Origin of the sequence: Rhizobium favelukesii (assembly GCF_000577275.2) — a bacterium.
Classification (GTDB): domain Bacteria; phylum Pseudomonadota; class Alphaproteobacteria; order Rhizobiales; family Rhizobiaceae; genus Rhizobium; species Rhizobium favelukesii.
This window is the reverse complement of record NZ_HG916852.1, coordinates 3,211,974-3,230,308: the sequence shown is the minus strand read 5'-3', so window position 1 is coordinate 3,230,308 and position 18,335 is coordinate 3,211,974. Positions and strand designations below refer to the sequence as shown.

The 18,335-nt window shown below is 60.5% G+C and carries 19 protein-coding genes; 8 read left to right on the top strand and 11 right to left on the bottom strand.

Annotated features, from left to right (window positions below; all coding sequences use genetic code 11):
* Window positions 1–61: 61 nt before the first annotated feature.
* Complete coding sequence (locus tag LPU83_RS54575) at window positions 62–478, top strand: organic hydroperoxide resistance protein (RefSeq protein WP_082321231.1); 417 nt, start codon at window positions 62–64, stop codon at window positions 476–478.
* Between the two features lie 122 nt (window positions 479–600).
* Here the strand turns inward: LPU83_RS54575 and LPU83_RS54570 are convergent, their stop codons facing one another.
* The 3 genes from LPU83_RS54570 to LPU83_RS54560 all read right to left on the bottom strand — a co-directional run bounded on the left by LPU83_RS54570 (window position 601) and on the right by LPU83_RS54560 (window position 3,911).
* Window positions 601–1,935, bottom strand: a complete 1,335-nt coding sequence (locus LPU83_RS54570; RefSeq protein ID WP_024316070.1) for a sensor histidine kinase — start codon at window positions 1,933–1,935, stop codon at window positions 601–603.
* Window positions 1,935–2,672 (bottom strand): response regulator, encoded by a 738-nt coding sequence (locus LPU83_RS54565; protein ID WP_024316069.1) that lies wholly within the window; start codon window positions 2,670–2,672, stop codon window positions 1,935–1,937. Before LPU83_RS54565 ends, LPU83_RS54570 begins: the two co-directional genes overlap by 1 nt.
* A 189-nt stretch (window positions 2,673–2,861) precedes the next feature.
* Window positions 2,862–3,911: an NAD(P)H-dependent flavin oxidoreductase gene (locus tag LPU83_RS54560; protein ID WP_024316068.1), complete on the bottom strand. Its 1,050-nt coding sequence runs from the start codon at window positions 3,909–3,911 to the stop codon at window positions 2,862–2,864.
* Window positions 3,912–4,228: 317 nt separating this feature from the next.
* On the opposite strand from LPU83_RS54560, the gene LPU83_RS54555 reads away from it, so the two are divergent.
* The gene (locus LPU83_RS54555) at window positions 4,229–4,882 is read left to right on the top strand and encodes a glutathione S-transferase family protein (RefSeq protein ID WP_024316067.1); all 654 of its coding nucleotides are present in this window, start codon (window positions 4,229–4,231) and stop codon (window positions 4,880–4,882) included.
* Window positions 4,883–4,902: 20 nt separating this feature from the next.
* Here the strand turns inward: LPU83_RS54555 and LPU83_RS54550 are convergent, their stop codons facing one another.
* The gene (locus LPU83_RS54550; RefSeq protein WP_024316066.1) at window positions 4,903–5,808 is read right to left on the bottom strand and encodes a universal stress protein; all 906 of its coding nucleotides are present in this window, start codon (window positions 5,806–5,808) and stop codon (window positions 4,903–4,905) included.
* Between the two features lie 244 nt (window positions 5,809–6,052).
* Here LPU83_RS54550 and LPU83_RS54545 point away from each other — a divergent pair, with 244 nt between their 5' ends.
* Window positions 6,053–7,081, top strand: a complete 1,029-nt coding sequence (locus LPU83_RS54545) for a CorA family divalent cation transporter (protein WP_024316065.1) — start codon at window positions 6,053–6,055, stop codon at window positions 7,079–7,081.
* Window positions 7,082–7,189: 108 nt separating this feature from the next.
* Here the strand turns inward: LPU83_RS54545 and LPU83_RS54540 are convergent, their stop codons facing one another.
* Window positions 7,190–7,816: a hypothetical protein gene (locus LPU83_RS54540; protein ID WP_024316064.1), complete on the bottom strand. Its 627-nt coding sequence runs from the start codon at window positions 7,814–7,816 to the stop codon at window positions 7,190–7,192.
* Between the two features lie 284 nt (window positions 7,817–8,100).
* Between LPU83_RS54540 and LPU83_RS54535 the strand changes: the two genes are divergently transcribed.
* Window positions 8,101–8,595, top strand: a complete 495-nt coding sequence (locus tag LPU83_RS54535; protein WP_024316063.1) for an RrF2 family transcriptional regulator — start codon at window positions 8,101–8,103, stop codon at window positions 8,593–8,595.
* Window positions 8,596–8,756: 161 nt separating this feature from the next.
* Here LPU83_RS54535 and LPU83_RS54530 read toward each other — a convergent pair whose 3' ends face one another.
* Window positions 8,757–9,788, bottom strand: coding sequence for a porin (locus LPU83_RS54530; RefSeq protein ID WP_024316062.1), 1,032 nt, complete (start codon window positions 9,786–9,788; stop codon window positions 8,757–8,759).
* 363 nt (window positions 9,789–10,151) lie between these two features.
* Window positions 10,152–11,213 carry a Rossmann-fold NAD(P)-binding domain-containing protein gene (locus tag LPU83_RS54525; RefSeq protein ID WP_024316061.1) on the bottom strand — a complete coding sequence of 354 codons (1,062 nt, stop codon included), beginning with the start codon at window positions 11,211–11,213 and terminating at the stop codon, window positions 10,152–10,154.
* Between the two features lie 276 nt (window positions 11,214–11,489).
* Between LPU83_RS54525 and LPU83_RS54520 the strand changes: the two genes are divergently transcribed.
* The 3 genes from LPU83_RS54520 (at window position 11,490) to LPU83_RS54510 (ending at window position 14,134) form a co-directional block, all read left to right on the top strand.
* The gene (locus LPU83_RS54520; protein WP_024316060.1) at window positions 11,490–13,541 is read left to right on the top strand and encodes an NAD(+) synthase; all 2,052 of its coding nucleotides are present in this window, start codon (window positions 11,490–11,492) and stop codon (window positions 13,539–13,541) included.
* A gap of 75 nt (window positions 13,542–13,616) precedes the next feature.
* Window positions 13,617–13,826, top strand: coding sequence for a hypothetical protein (locus tag LPU83_RS54515; protein WP_024316059.1), 210 nt, complete (start codon window positions 13,617–13,619; stop codon window positions 13,824–13,826).
* Window positions 13,827–13,876: 50 nt separating this feature from the next.
* Window positions 13,877–14,134, top strand: coding sequence for a hypothetical protein (locus LPU83_RS54510; RefSeq protein WP_024316058.1), 258 nt, complete (start codon window positions 13,877–13,879; stop codon window positions 14,132–14,134).
* Here LPU83_RS54510 and LPU83_RS54505 read toward each other — a convergent pair whose 3' ends face one another.
* The 3 genes from LPU83_RS54505 to LPU83_RS54495 all read right to left on the bottom strand — a co-directional run bounded on the left by LPU83_RS54505 (window position 14,135) and on the right by LPU83_RS54495 (window position 16,511).
* Window positions 14,135–15,037: a LysR family transcriptional regulator gene (locus LPU83_RS54505; RefSeq protein WP_024317339.1), complete on the bottom strand. Its 903-nt coding sequence runs from the start codon at window positions 15,035–15,037 to the stop codon at window positions 14,135–14,137.
* 119 nt (window positions 15,038–15,156) lie between these two features.
* Window positions 15,157–15,525, bottom strand: coding sequence for a hypothetical protein (locus LPU83_RS75855; protein ID WP_024317338.1), 369 nt, complete (start codon window positions 15,523–15,525; stop codon window positions 15,157–15,159).
* 56 nt (window positions 15,526–15,581) lie between these two features.
* Window positions 15,582–16,511, bottom strand: coding sequence for a LysR family transcriptional regulator (locus LPU83_RS54495; RefSeq protein ID WP_024317337.1), 930 nt, complete (start codon window positions 16,509–16,511; stop codon window positions 15,582–15,584).
* Window positions 16,512–16,707: 196 nt separating this feature from the next.
* On the opposite strand from LPU83_RS54495, the gene LPU83_RS54490 reads away from it, so the two are divergent.
* Complete coding sequence (locus LPU83_RS54490) at window positions 16,708–17,172, top strand: RrF2 family transcriptional regulator (protein WP_024317336.1); 465 nt, start codon at window positions 16,708–16,710, stop codon at window positions 17,170–17,172.
* Window positions 17,173–17,176: 4 nt separating this feature from the next.
* On the opposite strand, the gene LPU83_RS54485 is transcribed toward LPU83_RS54490, so the two are convergent.
* Window positions 17,177–18,280, bottom strand: coding sequence for a monooxygenase (locus LPU83_RS54485; protein ID WP_024317335.1), 1,104 nt, complete (start codon window positions 18,278–18,280; stop codon window positions 17,177–17,179).
* Between the last annotated feature and the right edge of the window lie 55 nt (window positions 18,281–18,335).

Below are 18,335 nucleotides of genomic sequence, written 5' to 3'. Positions count from 1 at the left end.
TCGACAGCGAGCCAGGCAATCAGGCTTCGGCGGCATCCATTCTGTCGAAAGGAAGAACATCATAAGCGAGAACCAGAAAGTAATCTACACCGGCAAGACGCACACGACCGGCGGTCGCGACGGCGCATCGCGCAGCTCCGACGGTCGCCTCGATATCAAACTGTCGTCGCCTGGCAGCGCGGGGCAGGGAACGAACCCTGAGCAGCTTTTTGCCGCTGGCTGGTCGGCCTGCTTCATCGGCGCGATGGGCTTTGCCGCCAGCAGCCTGAAGGTCGCACTTCCTGCCGACCTCGCCGTCAACACCGAAGTGGACCTCTGCAGCAGCACGGGCGGCTACTCCCTTCAGGCACGCCTCAACGTCAGCCTGCCGGACATCGACCACGAAACTGCTCGGGCTATTGTCGATGCAGCGCATCAAATATGCCCATATTCCAAGGCTACGCGCGGCAATATCAACGTCACCATAAACCTCGTCTGACGAGATAAGAAAGACGGTTCCCCCGCCAGGTGGGTGTGATGGCGAGGAGCGGCAGCGGTCAAAGGCTGCCGCTCTTTTGCCGATAGTCAGGCGAATGTTTCCAGTGGCAACCGCAAGGCGGCTCAAGCTGCTGTTCGATTGATGGCGATTTCGGCCACAAGCCCGCCGCCGTCCCGATTGCGCAGCGTCAGCGATGCACCGATCGCCGTAGCAAGCTGTACGGCAATGGCGAGGCCGAGCCCGGTTCCGCCGGTGTCGCGATTGCGCGATTGCTCCAGGCGAAAGAAGGGCTTGAGGACAGCTTCCAGCTGGTCATCGGGAATGCCGGGACCGCGATCAAGCACTGTGACGACTATGCTCTCGTCGGCGCGGCGTTGCACTTCGATCTCGGCGCTGCCGCCGAACTTCAGCGCGTTGTCGATGAGATTGGTGAGAACGCGCCTCAAGGCGTGCGGCCGTGTCATGATCGCACCGCCGCTCATCGCAATTATCGCAACGTCCTTGCCGGTATCCTGGTAATCATAAACAAGGCTTTCGATGAACGAGGAGAGATCGATGCGCGAGGCTTTCTCGACATTGCCATGGGCGCTGCGAGCATAGGCGACACCTTCCTTGACAAGACGTTCGATCTCGCCGAGATCCTGCATCAGCTTATCCCTATCGCCGAAATCCTCCGCCATCTCCGCCCTGAGCTTCATGCGGGTGATCGGCGTTTGCAGATCGTGCGATATGGCTGCGAGTATTTGTACGCGCTCCTCAAGATATTGCGCGATGCGTTCGCGCATTGCGTTGAAGGCGGTTGCGGCATAAGCGACCTCGCTCGGTCCCGTCTCGCTCAGGCGAGGGGTCTTCACGTTCGGGTCGAGCGTGTCGGCGGCTCGCGCGAGATTGACGAGCGGGCGAATTGCCTGACGCACGGCAAACCAACTGCACAGCACCAGCAACGCCAGTTGGACGGCGAGCACATAAGGCAGCCAATCGGCCAGCGGCATGACGCCATGCGGGTTGATGTCTATCGTCAATGGCGCACCATCGCTCAGTGACAGATGTGCCTGGAGTCGGAGGTTGGCGCCGGGAATGGTCTCCACCTCGATCGGATACTTTGCACCGATCGCCGCGCGAACCTTGGAAGCGATTTCGGCGCTGCGCGCCTCGAGTGTCGGATTGCCGGGCAAGCCGGGTCCCAGCACGAAACGATAACTCCCCCGATCAAGACGATCGAGCCAATCGGCGCGTTCGTCGACCGGTAGGCGATCGAGAATGGCGATCGAGGTTGCGACGTCGTTTTCGAGGGTGTTGAACATGACCGACTTGGCGGCCGTGTAGCGCTCGAAAAATAGCACCGTGAACGACATGCCATGCGCGATCGCCAGACCAGCAAGCAGAATAAGAAACAGCCGCGCCCCGAGGGTGCGCGGCCACAGGCGAAATCCATTCAGGAAGGCGTGCGTCGCCATCAGCGTGCCTCGGTGATCTCGATCGGCATGGAGAAGACGTAGCCCTCGCTGCGGACGGTCTTGATGTAAGTCGGCTCTCGGGCGTCGTCGCCAAGGCGCTGGCGCACGCGGCTGACGAGAAGGTCGATCGAACGGTCGAAAAGCTCGGCGTCGCGGCCCTGTGTCAGGTTGAGAAGCTGGTCGCGGTTCAGCACGCGCTGGGGGTGATCGATAAAGACGCGCAGCAGCCGATATTCGGCACCGCTGAGCGCGATCACTGTCCCGTCGGAATCGACGAGATGGCGCGCCGTCGTATCGAGCTTCCATTTGCCGAAGCTCAGCAATTGGCCGGCTTCCGACACCTGCAGATTCGGTGGCAGCATGCGCGTGCGCCGAAGGACGGCCTTGATGCGCGCCAGCAATTCACGCGCCGAAAACGGTTTGGCGAGGTAATCATCCGCACCCATCTCGAGACCGATGATGCGATCCATCTCATCCGTACGCGCCGTCAGCATGACGATGGGAACGGCCTTGTGCCGTCCGGCACGCAACTCGCGGCTGAGAACCAGGCCATCGTCGCCTGGCATCATCACGTCGAGGATGATCAGATCGACGGAGTTCGCTTCGAGGAAGGAGCGCATATGCCGGCCGTCGGCAACTGCGGTCACGCGAAGGCCATTCTTCTTCAGGTAGCTCGACACGAGCTCCCGGATTTCGCGATCGTCATCGACGATCAGGACGTGGTCGATGTGCTCCATCGGGCGATCTCCATTATTCTGCTGCTAATGACGCCCTTGATGTATCCGCCGTATGTTGACGGCCGCTGGGCTTGCATGTTGCTGTATCCCGCGGCTCTTTGAATACAGTGTGATACAATGTCAGCGCTTTCAATTCTTCCGATAAGTCATGGAAATCGCTCGAGCCGCTCGGTCGTCGCCTGGCCGGAGCTATCCGGCAAACAGGCTCCGGATCAGTTCGGAGGTCGACCCCTGCCAAAGCTCACCTTCTCCCGTTCCTGCCCACAACGACAGAAAGTCCGGCGAGCCTTTTGCCGCGGACGCGCCTCGCAAGTCACGAGTAAACTTGTTCTGCGCGGGAAACGGCATGACGGCATCCATCTTTGGCGTCATCTCTTCCATGAAGCGGTTCTCGATACCTCGGGCAAACCGGCCTGAAAAGACGCGTGTCGTTCGGGTCTTTCGCTTCGGAGCATCGAGTTCGGACCGGTAAGGAGCCGACGTGCCGGCCTCACTGGTGGCCAGGAAGGCCGTGCCCAGCTGCACCGCTTGCGCGCCCGCGGCGAGGGTGGCGCGAATGTCCGACGCGGTCATGATGCCGCCCGCCGCGATCAACGGCACGCGCACTTTCCCCCTGCATTGAGCGAGAAGGTCGCGAAGGAAGATCTCCGGATCGGCGCCGTCGGGTTCGAAGATACCGCGATGGCCGCCGGCCTCGAAGCCTTGGAGCGTGATCGCATCAACGCCACTGTCTTCGAGTGCCTGTGCTTCCTCCGGTGCGGTCGCCGTCCCGATGAGCAGAATGCCGGCTTCTCGTGCCGCTTTCGTATGATCTGCCGACAACAGGCCGAAGACAAAACTGAACACGGCCGGCCTAATCCTCAGAATCGTCTCGAATTGGGAGTCGAAGTCCTCTTCGAAAGGTGCTTTGAATTGCGGGGTCGGCAGATCAAGCTCGGCGCGATATCCGGCCGTGGCTGCTATCGCCCGCTCCACCGCGGCCGGATCAACGGGTGGGGCGGCATGAGGAATGAAAAGGTTGATCGCGAAGGGCTTGTCCGTGCGCTGGCGTACCTTGTCAGCGAATTCAACGATGGCTGCGGGATTGGAATAGGCGGCCCCGGCCGAACCCAGCGCGCCAGCAGCCGAAGCCGCGATCACCAGTTCGGGCGTTGAGGGGCCACCGGCCATCGGCGCGACGACAAGGGGATACTTCAATCCAAGCTTGCGAAGAGGTTCGTCGTCGATCTCTGTTGGCACGTCCAATCTCCTTTTCCTGCAGGGGCATGGTTTCCTTCATTTCGCGGAACAGGCTGTCTTGCCCCGGACGCTCGATGAGCCCTATCTTGCACGTAGCAGGTGTCGCGACTATTGCGCCCAATCGCTTGCTTCGACAAGCTGGTCGCAGCAGGTCTGTGCACGGAGATGTGGCGGTCGTGCCAGAGCCGACGCTCGACAGCAGCAGGAACGCGTCCTTTGAGCTGATTGAAGTGACCGCGAGGATTATCTCGAGCACAAACTGTCGGGTTCCCGTTTAGCCAGCCGTCTTCAAGACAGACAAGCTATGGAGGACAGCGATGACGATTACAATTACCGCCTTTGAACGGTCGCCTGATGGCGGCAAGGGTCTGGCGCGTGACATGCGCGTTCGCTGGGCGCTCGAAGAAGTTGGCCAGCCTTACGACGTTCGCCTTCTTTCGTTTAAAGCGATGAAGGAGCCCGCGCATCTCGCGCTTCAGCCTTTCGGGCAAATTCCGACCTATGAAGAAGGCGATCTGGTCTTGTTCGAGTCGGGGGCAATCGTGTTCCATATCGCGCAGCGCCATGCCGGCCTGCTGCCAGACGATGCGAATGCCAGGGCGCGCGCGATCACATGGATGTTTGCCGCGATCAGCACGATGGAGCCGCCGATCGTCGATCGCGAAATCGCCCGATACCTAGAGGGCGACAAGACTTGGTACGACGAGCGCCGGTCTCTCGTCGAGGAACGCATCCGAAAGCGGCTGGGCGAACTTTCCGATCGACTTGGCGATGCCGACTGGCTCGACGGCGAGTTCAGCGCCGGTGACCTTCAGATGGTGTCGGTGCTGCTCAGGGTGAAAGGATCGGGCCTACTGGCCGAATACCCGAACCTGTCCGCCTATGTCGCTCGCGGTCAAGCGCGGCCCGCATACAAGCGTGCATTCGACGCACAGTTCGCGGTTTTCACCGCCGCATCTTCCGGCTCGTAAAGGTGCGCTTGGCGGCTCTGTCAATGGCTCATTAGCAGGGGAACAGTGGCATGGGACAGCAGGCGATAGGTGACGCGGCCGAGAAGCAGTTCGAGCAGATAACCGTGCTTGAACGCGCCGATCAGAATGCAGGTGGCGTTCACCGACGTACCAAAGTCGAGGATGGTGTTGCCGACCGAGCGGCCCGTTGACGAGGTCACGACGACCTCGGCATCGAGTCCCAGCTGCCGGCAGATTTCCGTCGCGGTGGTCTCGTAGTGCCTGTTCGGCTTGTCATCGACGCAGAGCACGGTAACGCGGTTGGCGGCTTCCAGCCAGCGCTGTGCGGCGACCATCGTGCGCCGCGCGTGGTCATGCGGCTTCCAGCCGATCAGGACGTGGTCCAGCAGACGTCCGCGATAGCCATTGGCCGGCGGGACGAGCACGAGCTTGCCTTCGTGAAAGAGGACGTCATGGAAGGCGTCACGAGCGTCGAGATTGCCTCGATAGGGCGTGACGACAAGCGACGCGTTCCGGCAAACGTTGCCGACGCAACGGCGCAGGTCACCCTGGCAATCGCCGAGCACCAGGCTTTGCCGGTGAGGCGCGCTCAGTCTCCACTCGTCGAATAGCCGCTTGACGCGTTCGAACCGTTCGTGCGTCGAACCTTCCTCGAGGTCTCGGAGCATCTGCAATTCGATTTCCTCGGCCGATACGAGCATGGCCAGCGGATCGGCCCCGATATGTACGGCGGCGATGCTGTCGTGCACAGCATCTGCCGCGTCGTCAGCCAGATCGAGACAGGACTGTGCCGAGGCCGGATCGGGCAAAAGGACGACAATATCGGCATGCTCGGTGAGATCGCGAACGTTACGCGGAGCTTCGCCTGAGCCAGGCGCGCCGAAGCCTTGTGACCAGTTGCGGTGATCGGTGGTTGTCGTGATCAAGCTGGCCCTCCTTCCTGGATCGGCCTCGCACAATTACACTGCAATAATACGCCAATCTGATCGGTGTTGAAATCGTCTTGGCAGACGAAGGCGACCTATTTTGAGCGCCAAGCCCGCGGCTGCCGGATACCAATGCTGATTCTGGCGGACTTGCGCCTTGATCGTGACCTGCTAGAATCTGCCGTGCCAAGCTTTTGTGTTGGCTGCATTTTCAGGTTTCCTCTGGCTGTTTGCGGGGCGCGCGATGGAGTCGCCAGTTACCTCTAAAGTGAGCTACGGCGCGGAGCCCGGATTGCGCTTCGCCCTGCTCTTGGACGGGTGTGGTGGCTGTACACAGCTGGACATTGCTCGGGCGCGACGATGGAAGCCGGAAGATGGGATCATCTGGCTGCATTTCGAGCGCGACCATGTGGCGGCTGCCGATTGGATCAACAGGGAAAGCGGCCTCGATAGCTTCGTGACGGAAGCCCTTCTCGAAGAGGAAACACGGCCGCGCGTCGAGCCTGTCGCCGACGGTCTGCTAATCATCCTTCGGGGCGTGTGTGCGACGGCGCCGGACGAAGAGCCGGACAAGCAGACCGACATCGATCTCGTGCCGCTCCATATGTGGATCGACGTCAACAAGGTCATTTCCCTGCGTGACAGCGGCCACTACATCACCGCATTGCGCGACATTCGCCGGGCGCTCGAGAAAGGCAAGGGCCCGCATCGCACCGGAGACCTGCTGGCGCTGATCGGCGACAAGCTTGTGCGCGACCTGGAGCCTGTACTTGACGCCATGGACGAGGAGGTGGACGAGCTTGACGAGATGATCTTTCACGGCGAAGCAAGCGAGGTGCGCCAGCGCCTCAAGCTGTTGCGCCGGCGTTCTGTACAGCTTCGCCGCTATCTGGCGCCGCAGCGCGATGCATTGAACCGCATCGAACATGATGACGCGCCATGGCTCCTGGAACGCGACAAGCTGCGCATGCGCGAGGTCATCGACAAGCTGATGCGCTTCATCGAGTACCTCGATGCCATCCGCGACCGCACCGGTATCCTGCACGATGACCTCTCGACGGTGATCAGCGAACGCATCGCACGCAATTCCAATCGGTTGGCGGCGCTGGCGGCCCTGCTGCTGCCGCCGAGCGTGGTGGCCGGCCTGTTCGGAATGAATGTCGGAGGCATTCCGGGGGTCAACGACACCTGGGCATTCGTCATCATCGTGATGTTCGTGACGATCACATCCGTTGCGACACTTTGGTTGCTTCGGCGGATCGGCTGGCTTTAGACAGCGACCGTGTTCTGTACGCAGGGCATCCGTGCCTGCGCCTCGGCTCGTGATGGCATGCGGTGGCGATGCGGGCGGTGAATGCACCGTCCGGCAATGCCTTGCCGATCAATTCGCTGCGAAGCAGTAGAACAGACCGTCGCCTCCGGTCGTCTTGAAGGCTTCCACGGTGCAGCCGCCACGGGTCGGATGCGCGGCGTTCCACGACTTGGCTTCCGCAGAGTCATTTAGTCCCGTCCGGTCGCTGTGGCCGACGATCGCGACACCTTCTGCACCGCCCATCGTCCAGTTGCCGCATGTTTGAGGCGCCGTGGTGCCATCCGCTTGCGAGCCGGTCAGGATGTCGTGGCGGTTCGGTGTGTCGCCGCGGCCGTTGATGACTTCGCCCTTCTCGTTGAGCGCGGTCTGCTTGGTCAGGTTGTTCTTGTCGCTGTGTAGAGAGGCCACGTCGTCGGCGATTTTTTCACCCTTGGCATTATGCCATGGCCCGGAGCCGATGCGATCCTTTGCGTTCTCGGCGTCAGTGGAAAGATAGGCCTTCCAGGTCTTGCCAGTGGAGCCCGCGGCTGTGGCAAGTGTGTTGCAATAGGCGTCGGCACCGGCAAGGCCGCCGAGGTCGCCGCCCTTGCCGGGATTTGCACTGGTCACGAAGAAACTCATCGCGCTGTCCTGAGCATGGATCCCAACCGCTGAAAAGGCGAAAGCGGCTGCGATATAGGCAAACCTGCGTCTCATGGCGTCTCTCCCTGGTTGAAATTTCTAGCGCGCGGAGCGTATTGCAGGTAAGCCTTGGCGTAAAATCGAAATCGCGTGATGGAGCCTTGAAACTTGGTGTGGTCTCATGCCGAGAGGCCACGGCCTTCATGTTTATTTCGCGGCGCACTCCGTGTCGCTGCCGTACCCGCCCTATCCGAGGTTTCAGTCAAGTCGCCGTGATTTCAACTATGCGTTCTTGACAATGGATTCGCGTGGCAAATATCTGTCACGAACTGGCTTCAGACGGAAGGCCTCAGCACAGCATGATCGACACGCGCTTTTCGACCGCTCTACAGATTGTCATCAGTGTCGCCGTCAACGAAGAGGCAAATCTCCGCACCACGAGCCAATCCCTAGCACAAGGGCTGGATACCAGCGCCAGCTTTGTCCGCAAGCTGCTGCTGCCGCTCAATGAGAACGGTATTCTCGCTACTGCCCAGGGCGGCAAGGGCGGCATCCGTTTGGCGCGTCCGCGGGACCAGATATTGCTCAGCCAGATCTATGCTGCTGTCACCGGTGACAAGAAGATCTGGGCGACCAGGCATGACATTCCGCATGAGGGACTTGTGGGCGAGAATATCGGAGACCTCTCGGAGTTTCTTTGCGATCGCGCCGAGCAGGCCGTCGTCGACATGCTTGGTTCGGTGACCATTCACGACAGTGTAGCCGAGCTACGTCGCCTCGAGGCGCAGAAATCTGCCGGCCATCGGCAGCCGTCAGATGGAAGTCTCGTGCGCGATCGCCACGCCGCGGAATAATTTCGTCCTCAAGACGAAAAAGGGGTGGCCGGGCAGGGAACCCGGGCCACCTCTCCTAACTGATCGGAGGTCAATCTGATCAGAAACGTTAAAGAGGCGCCGCATCGCCTTCTCCGTGACCTTAGTCGCGAAGCAAGGTGAAAACGCGGCGCCGTTTTCGATTAGAATGCGCGCTGGAGGCGGAAGAAGCCCGACGTTACGTCGTTGCCGATGTCCGGATCGAGGTAGTTGACGGTCGCCTTGGCGTAGAGGTTGTCGACGATCTGATAGTCAACCGTCAGTCCAACCTTCCAGGCGTCGTTGTTGTCGTTGAAGTCGCCAGCGACGATGCCGTAGTTGCCGTAGTACTGGGCGGCCGGGGTGATCTTCAGCTTGTCGGTCGCCTTGATGGCGTACTCACCGGCGATAGCCCACTCAGCGGCCTGATAGTAGGAGTTCGGGCCGCTGGAGTAGACCGCTGCGAGGCCGAGGGTGCCCGGACCGATAGCGACAGTACCCATGGCGCGGACGGCGCCTTCTTCGTTGTCGGTGTCGTAGCCGGCTGTGACCTGGTAGCCGAATACGCCAGCCTTGCCGCCGATGCCGATCGCTACGCCGACGTTGTTCGGCTGTTCGCCGGCGCTGTAGTAGCCGTCTTCCAGCTCATCAACGCTGATACCAGCGTAGAAGTTGTCGGCTTCGTACTGATAGCGGATCGAGTTGTGCAGCGTCACCTTGCTGCCGATGTCGTCCGTTTCGCCCGACAGGCCATCGTCCCACCAGCTGTAGAACAGACCGGCGCGGATGCCGGCGATGTCGATGTAAGCCGAGTCGAGCTTTGCGATCTGACCGGACGCATTGTCGGCATTCGTCTGGAGAACGATGACGCCCGTCAGCGGACCGTATTCGGTGTCGCTCTTGGCAGTGAACTGGAGTTGGCCGCGGGTAACGGCATCCCAGTCAGAGGTGCCGGACGTGGAAGCGCCGCCCGTGACGGCGTTCGGGGAAGCGTTGACCTGGAAACGGATGTAACCGCTGATCTTCAGGCAGGTCTCCGTGCCCGGGATGTAAAAGTAGCCGCTGCCGTAAGCGTCGCAGACGCGGACATATTCAACCGGTTCCGGCTCAGCAGCAACGATGGCGTCAGCGGCCTGCGAGCTCGAGATGGCAGCCAAGGCCGCCGCCGAGCTCACGAGAATCATCTTAATGTTCATAATCAGTCCAATCTTCTGTCGATTGGGCACAGGTCGTCACTGCCGAAAGCCGGCTCTACCTACCCCAAATTGTTTCGTACAAGCCCTTGCGGGAAACGCGGTACGTCCGCGGCGCCAAATTACATTTCCGATTAAATGTATCAATAATAGATACAGTCAAAATTGAGTTTTGCTGCAAAGCGGAATTCGGGTGTTGCACAAAGGCAACTCTCGATTTTTGCGCAAGGAAACGTTTACCAACGCTGGCCATAACCAGTTGTTACTCAACGCGTTTTCGAAACGGATGTTACCAAGACAATAATGTTGCACCGCAGCATCTATGGCGCCGCAGCCGTCCGTCCTCTCTTCAAGCGTGCGCCGCGATCATGGTGAAACGCGCCTCAATGCAGTCTCTTCATTCATAAGCGCGGCCGTCATGGAATCGCGGGGATCGAGCCTCAGAGCACAATCTGCGTCGATCAAATGTTCCAGCAGATTTCTCAGCCCGTCACTGAACTGCCGGCTCGCCTCGGCGGCTTCGTGGCTCGCAAGTGTGGCGGAGCCGATGATTCGAACGCCGAAGACGTTGATTGTTTCGTCGACACGCATCAGCGCGCAATTGCCTCCACTTTCGGCGGCAAGATCGACAATCACCGTTCCGGGGCTCAACCGCGAAAGCATGGTCTCGTCAAGCAGCATCGGGGCGGTTTGACCGGGTATCACGACGTTGGTCGTGATCAACTGCATCTTGGACAGAGGATCGGAAAGCTCTTGGCGCAGCCGTGCCAAGTCTGAGGACATGGCGAGGAATTTGGCACCGAGTCGTTCGATCTTTGCTTGTGTATCCCTCCCCAGGCCAAAGCCATGGGTCAGCGCGCCGAGACGGCGCGCGGTCGCCAGTGCCTGCAGGCTTGCTGCGTCGCTGCCCAAGGCGGCCATTTTGACCGGCCGGACAAAGCTTCCGTCCACCATCAGCATCGGATGCGAAATGCCGAACTGCCTGGCCGCTTCCAGTATGGCGGCGTGGCCGGTAATGGCTGCCTGTCTCGATGAAATGTCCGCACCCTTGACGCCCTGCACCCCGGAAAGCCTGGCGATGTCGAGATGGAGCGGCCGTTGTCCAGCTGGTAGACCGGCCACTGGTGCTGCGTTCGAACCAAGGAAAATCAGAACCGCTGTCCCTGGAAAAATCCGCGTGGCTGCCGGCCGCCGCACACTGACGAATACATCCAAAGAGGATGCCATCCCGGCGAACTCGGCGGGCTCGGCGCCTGCAGCGATATAGGCGTCGTCTGCGTGCCCCGCGCCGATGCCGCAGCTGCGCTCGAAATGAATCGACATACGCGCGGAAAGCCGCCGCACGTCGTCCGGCGTCAACGCGACGCGACGCTCACCGGGATGTGTTTCCCGAAGCAGCCCGGCACGGACGCGGATAACGTTGGACATTCATTGCTCTGGAAGAGAGGTAAATCGAACTGTGGCGCGCGAGCGATATAGGCTGACTCTTCCATAGTTTTATGACAGTTTCGTAATTTTATTTTGGGCAGTTTCGCGGGTCTTCCCTTTTCGCAACTGCTGATAAGTCCTTCATTTTACAGGATACTGTTTGCAGCTTGCATGAGCGACATCGAATAAGGCTGTTCGCAGTGCGAGATCAGGTTTTGCCCGGAGGCATTTGGATGTAATGGTCAGTCATCAAGCGCTTGGCTGCTGGAGGCATTGGTGAATTTCTATTCGATTTATGATCAAGGTTTTGTCCGCGTAGCGGCCTGCACGCCGAATTGCGAGATCGGCGATCCGGACTTCAACGCGCAGGCAACATTGGAACTGGCGCGGCAGGGACATGCCGAGGGCGCTGGCCTGATGGTATTTCCCGAACTCGGAATCTCCAGCTACTCCATCGACGACCTGCTGGGGCAGGACGCGCTTCTCAAGGGCGTCGATGCTGCGATCGCGGAGATTGTCCGGGCAAGCCGCGATCTCACGCCGGTTCTTCTTGTCGGCGCGCCGCTGCAGAACGGCGGGCGGCTCTACAATTGCGCGGTCGCCATTCATGCTGGTCGCATCCTCGGCGTCGTTCCGAAGATGCATCTCCCGAACTATCGCGAGTTCTACGAGAAACGCTGGTTCGCGTCTGGGCGAGGCGTGCGCGGCGACAGCATTCGTGTGGCCGGCGAGACGGTACCGTTCGGAACAGACCTCATCTTCGCAGCCGAAGATATGGAAGATTTCGTTTTTCACATCGAGATCTGCGAAGATCTCTGGGCGCCGGCGGCGCCGAGCGATTTCGGCGCGCTGGCGGGTGCGCTGATCCTCGCCAACCTTTCGGCCAGCAACATAACGGTCGGAAAGGCCGACACCCGTAAGCTTCTGTGCTCGGCACAGTCGGCGCGTAGCCTGTCGGCCTATGTCTATTCGGCCGCCGGCCCTGGCGAATCGACGACGGATCTCGCGTGGGACGGTCAGGCTTGCATCTACGAGCTGGGCAGTCTGCTTGCCGAAACCGATCGTTTCCCGACGTCGTCGCAGATGTGCGTGGCAGATATCGATGTCGAGAGGCTGCGGCTCGAGCGGTTGCGAACAGGCACGTTCAATGATGCGGCCACGCTCAACCTCACGGCCGGGCACGAATTCCGGCGCGTAGCGTTCCAGTTCAAGAAGCCGAAAGGCGACATAGGCCTGAAGCGCGATGTTGCGCGCTTCCCCTTCGTGCCCGCTGATGAAAGCCGCCTCGATCAGGATTGCTACGAAACGTTCAACATCCAGGTGCAGGGGCTGATGAAGCGGCTGCGCTCGACCGGCATCAAGCGACTTTGCATCGGCATTTCGGGTGGTCTCGATTCCACCCATGCGCTGCTCGTCGCGGCGCGCGCCTTCGACCAGCTCGGCTGGCCGCGTTCGGACATCCTCTGCTTCACCATGCCGGGATTCGCGACGGGCGACGCCACCAAGTCGAACGCTTGGGCGCTGATGCGCAGCATGGGCGTCACGGCGGAGGAAGTGGACATCAGGCCACTGGCCCTGCAGTTGCTCAAGGATCTGAAGCATCCCTTCGGCAGCGGCAAGCCGGTCTACGATACGACCTTCGAAAACGTCCAGGCTGGTCTGCGCACGGACTTCCTGTTCCGCGCCGCAAACCACCGCAATGCGCTGGTGCTTGGTACCGGAGACCTGTCGGAAATTGGTCTCGGTTGGTCGACCTACGGGGTCGGCGACCAGATGAGCCACTACAACGTCAACGCATCGGTGCCGAAGACCCTGATCCAGCATCTGATCCGATGGGTGATCCGTTCCGGTGATTTCGATGCGGAAGCCAATGCGACATTGGAGAGCATTCTTGGCACGCTGATTTCGCCCGAACTGGTTCCCGCCGATGAGAACGGCGTCATGCAGAGCACGGAGGACAAGATCGGGCCATACGATCTGCACGACTTCGCCCTCTACTACACGACGCGTTTTGGCCTTCGCCCTTCGAAAATCGCCTTCCTTGCCTACAATGCCTGGCGGGATGCCGGGGCGGGCGTCTGGCCGCCGCATTTCCCCGCCGACAAGCGCCGCAGTTTCGATCTGCCCGTCATCAAGCACTGGATGGAGGTTTTCCTGTTCCGGTTCTTTACCATCAGCCAGTTCAAGCGGTCGGCATCGCCGAATGGCCCGAAAGTGACGTCGGGCGGTTCGCTGTCTCCGCGTGGCGATTGGCGTGCGCCATCCGACGGCAATGCACGGATATGGCTGAAGGAGTTGAAGACAAATGTCCCTGATGCAAAAGCCTAGGGCTGTCGACAGCGGCTTGCAAAAGCTGTTGGCCGCCGCAGATACCGTTATGTGAATGACAGTTAGCGGTAACACATGGAAGATGAACCTTGTCCATTCGAAGATCTCCCCCGCTACGAGATCCGTCAGGAGCCGCGTGGAGGGTGGACGATCGTCGACACCTTGACGTCCCTGCCTGCGGCAACGGACGGCAGGGATTTCGTCGGCCTCACCAAGAGAGATGCAGAGGACATTGCCCGCGAACTAAACCTCAGTGCCGCCCAGGGTCGCAATCCGCTGCTCTGATCTCCGGAACTCGCCGACAGCGGTCGCGTTTTGTTGCCAGAGGTGCAACGATGACCGCCAATGACAACAGGCCGGACGATCATTCTACCGATCGGCACACGGCCTACGACGCGCAGGAAAAAGCGCTGTCAAGGGAAGGGCGAAACCTTTCAGCCTGGGCATTGTTTGGTGCCGTCGTCTTCGTGGTGGCGATGGTCGTGTTGGCATTCAACGTCTGGACAGGCGGCGGGACCAGTCCCGCGCCGAAGGCGCCGGCAGGCGCCACGAGCCCCAATACCGTGCCGCCGCCGACGCAAAACACGAACTGACTACGTCATCCATTTCCGGTGCTCCGCAAAGCGCTCTGCGAGCAGGTCGATGAACAGGCGCACTTTCGTCGGCAAGTGACTGCGGTTCGGATAGACGGCGTTGATGCTGAACTCGACAGCGCGGTAGTCGGGCATCATCCGGACGAATCGTCCCGACGCGATGTCGTCGAACACAACGAAACTCGGCGCCAGGAAGATGCCCTGGCCCGTCGTCGTGAGGTGCCGTAGCGTCTCGGCGCTGTTCGATACGACGTTGCCACCGATCTTCACGCTCGCCTGGGCGCCATCGGCGCCTTCAAAGCGCCATTCGTCTCCATAGGGGTAATAGGTGTACTGAAGGCAGTTGTGGTTGGCCAAATCCGCCGGGACCTGCGGTATCGGATGGCTCTCAAGATAGCTTGGCGAACACACAAGGATGTGCCGCCAAGGCGTCAGCTTCCGGACAACGAGGCTCGAGTCCGGCGGCGGTATGGTGCGGATCACCAGATCATAACCTTCCTCGACCATATCGATCATCCGTTCCCCAATATTCATATCGAGGGCGATCGACGGGTAGAGCTCGAGATACTCGCTGACCACCGGCAGAAGGAAGCGGACGATGGCCGTGCTGGTATAGATCTTGAGGGTACCACGCGGCGTAGAGCTCAACGCTCCTGCGGTACTGTCGGCTTCCTCGAGATCGGCCAGGATCTGGGCCGAGCGTTCATAGTAATACTTGCCGGTTTCCGTGAGGCTGACCTTGCGCGTCGTGCGGTTGAGTAGCCTGACACCCAGCCTGTCCTCGAGGGACTGTACGTGGTTGCCGACCATCGTCACCGACATGTTGAGACGGCGTGCGGCCGCAGAGAAGCCGCCGCACTCCACCACGCGACCAAAGACTGTGAGGCTTGTCAGCCGGTCCATTGGGTTCTCCGATTATCCGCTCTGAGTTGATGATCCTTCCCGATTTGAGCAGATTATCAGAACGCACGTGACAGCGCATTGTCCATCTCATCGAATTTGACCTCGCGTGGCGAGGCAAGTCACAGGAGAAGGACAATGGTCGAATTTCCCCGCAAGGAAGCATTCGAGGTCGCCGGGGAAGCCGAGTGACCCGACGCGACCACCCCAGCAGCACGTCGGCATTGATCGCCGCCAGGGACATTCTGCGAGAGGTCGATCGGTTCCAGTTCGGCGAGATTGCTGTCAGCGTCGGCATTGCCTTGCACCGTGGCGAGGTCAGCTAGGGCAATATCGGTTCCAGCCGTCGCCTCGACTTCACGCTGATCGGCCCCGACGTCACTCGCGTCAGCCGCATCCAGACAACGTGCGGAGATCTTCGCGTTCGGCTCCTGATGTCCGACGCGCTCCCGAAAGAGGCGCAGGCCGAAGCCGTCTCGGCCGGCTGGCACACACTCAACGGGTTTCCGCAGAAGGTGGCACTTTTTCGCTCGCCGGAGGCATGAACCTAGCCAAGGCTCCCGGCAAAACGCTCGGCCAAACGGTCCTTCTGGAAGCGATCGGTGATGAAGTCGATGAAGGCGCGGGTCTTTGCCGGCAGCAATGTTCGATTTGCGTAGTAGAGCGAAATTGGCCCGGCATCGGCATACCAGTTCGGAACCAGACGCACGAGTTCGCCACGTTGAAGAAAGGGCAGGGCATCTGCGGTTGCAATCATCGCGACGCCGAGGCCGAGCAGGGCAAGCTGACACATGGCCACGGGATCGTTGACGACGACCTTTTCCGGTAACGCTGCAGGCATCTCATCGCCGGCGACGTTGCGCATCGCCCAGTGACGGAGACGGCCGGTGCGGCTGGACCGCATAACGATGCCGTCGAGCACGGAGAGCCCGGCTGGATCAAATGGCGGAACGTGGCCCTTCATGTATGCAGGGGAGGCGACAGCAACGAGATGAGCGGGGGCAAGCGTTCGGGCGATGACACCGGGCGTTAGTTCGAAGCCGCCGCCGATCGCGGCATCATAGCCTTCGGAAATGAGATCGACCTGGCGGTTCTCGAACATCCATTCCGGCTTCACAAGCGGATAGCGTTCCAGGAAATCCGGCAGCAACGGCAGGACATAGCCGGTGCCAAAGGCCGGGCTCATGCTGACCTTGAGGACGCCGGACGGTTCGCCTCGATCGGTCGCCACGGCGGCAATGGCACTCTGCAGGTTTGCCAGATCATCGCGGATGGCGGCGAAGAAGCGTTCGCCCGCCTCGGTCAACGTGAGCTTGCGCGTACTGCGCTGAAACAGGCGAACACCGAGATTGGCCTCGAGCATCGCGACATTGCGACTGACGGCCGCGGGCGTGACGGAAAGGCGGCGCGCTGCAGCGGAAAATCCACCGAGTTCGGCGCTGCGGACAAAGGACTCCAGATTTGCCAGCGTTTCCATCGGATTTTCAACGGTTGCTTGAAACCAGGAAAGACTATTGTGCGGTGAAGTCGGGCGCAACCACCCGAGGTGTCTGTGGGCAAGCCGAAGTCGAATATAAACTATATAAATAATAGCTATTTCTTGTGTGTTCACGGTTTTGGCGTTATTTGCTGGATAATGGGGACGGAGTACCGGGGGCTTAAGGCAACAGAAAATGCTGACGAAAAAGGGAAAGTATGGGTTGAAGGCGCTGGTTGACTTGGCGCGGCTCGCGCCCGGTGAAACGGCCTTCATCAACGACGTTGCCTCGCGCAACAATATTCCGAAGAAATTCCTCGATACGATTCTTCTGGAATTGCGAAATGTCGGCATTCTTCGATCGAAGAAAGGCCCGGGCGGCGGCTACTCGCTGTCGCGTCCGGCCTCCGAAATTCGCATCGGTCATGTTATCCGCACACTCGACGGCCCCTTGGCACCTATTCGATGTGCCAGCCGCACGGCTTTCGAAGCCTGCGACGACTGTTCCGATCCCGAAAACTGTCAGGTGCGGCGCTCCATGACCGAGGTCCGGGACGCGATCGCCGATATTCTCGACAACATGACGCTCGAGCAATTCGTCGCATCCGGCAACAAGCTGGACGGTGCCGACGAGGAAGTCGCCATTTCTCTCGCCAATTGAGGCATCAGCCGTCGCCGAAATAATGCGCCGCGGCCGCCCGGTAGAGATCGTCGGCGGCCGCATCATTTGCGCGGATTCGTGCGTTTCTCCAATGCCGATCGAGATTCCGGCCGATGCTTGTCGCGCCGTTACCGGACAGTTCGAACAGTGCGTTGGCGACGTCGAGCGCCGTCCTGCTTGCGGTGATGCTGGCGGCTGACGCGGAGAAGAAGGCAGCTTCGGTCCCGCCTGTCGAGGGGCTCACCTGCGCGAAGTCCAATTTGCCGCCCGCGCTTTCCAGGAGCGCAGCCGTCGCCTGCACGGAAAGTGCAAGTTTTCCAACCCCGGCCGAACGCGGCGCTTCCCGAAGACTGGCAAGGGCGGCTCGCGCGATGCCGAGGTCCGTCCCAGCATGGAGGAGGGCGGCCAGGGCCGAACTGGTCGTGTGAGGCTGGTGGCGATTATCCGCCACTGCTTCGCCGTTTCCGATGACGCCATTGGCAACTGCGGATCCGGCGCCGTTGGTCCTTTGCCCGAAACCATCCCAGTCATCGATGATCTGCAGCCCCGCGGTGTCGCAAGGCAGGTGGAAGCGGACCGCTTGCCCCTGCGTGTCGATCGCGTCGGCGGCGATCCAATCGGCAAACAGGATGCCGGGCACGCGCAAGCTTCGGCCGCTCAATTGATAGCGGACGCCAGAGGGGACCGCCGCGCCCGCTTCAGCAAAGGTTGCTGCCACGAAATGATCGCCAGCAAGGGCGCGAACGAAGAGGAGGGCCCTTCGCTCCTCGTTCGGTTCATTCCTGAGCTCTTCCAGCACGGTGAAGTGATGCTCGAGGCATTCCCCGATCGAAGAATCGCCTTCCGCGATGATGGCGACAATCTCGCCGAGGAGCGCATTGGCGACATCCAGCCCCTCATTCTCTGGTGGAACCGTCACGGCTGTCAGTCCTGACTGGAAAAGGGCGTCGAGCTCCGCACGAGGAAAGACGCGGTTGATGTCACGCTCGCTCGCCTGCAGCGCGAAGTCCGCAGCAAGCCGGCGCGCAGTGGCGATCGCCTCTTCCTCGCTTTCGATGCGGTGCGCGGCTGGTCTTGCCCGGTCGGCAAACCGCGATACGGTTCCCATTGCTCCTCCAATCAGTTGAGCCTCTAGGATTGATGGATCGCGGGTGCAATGATAA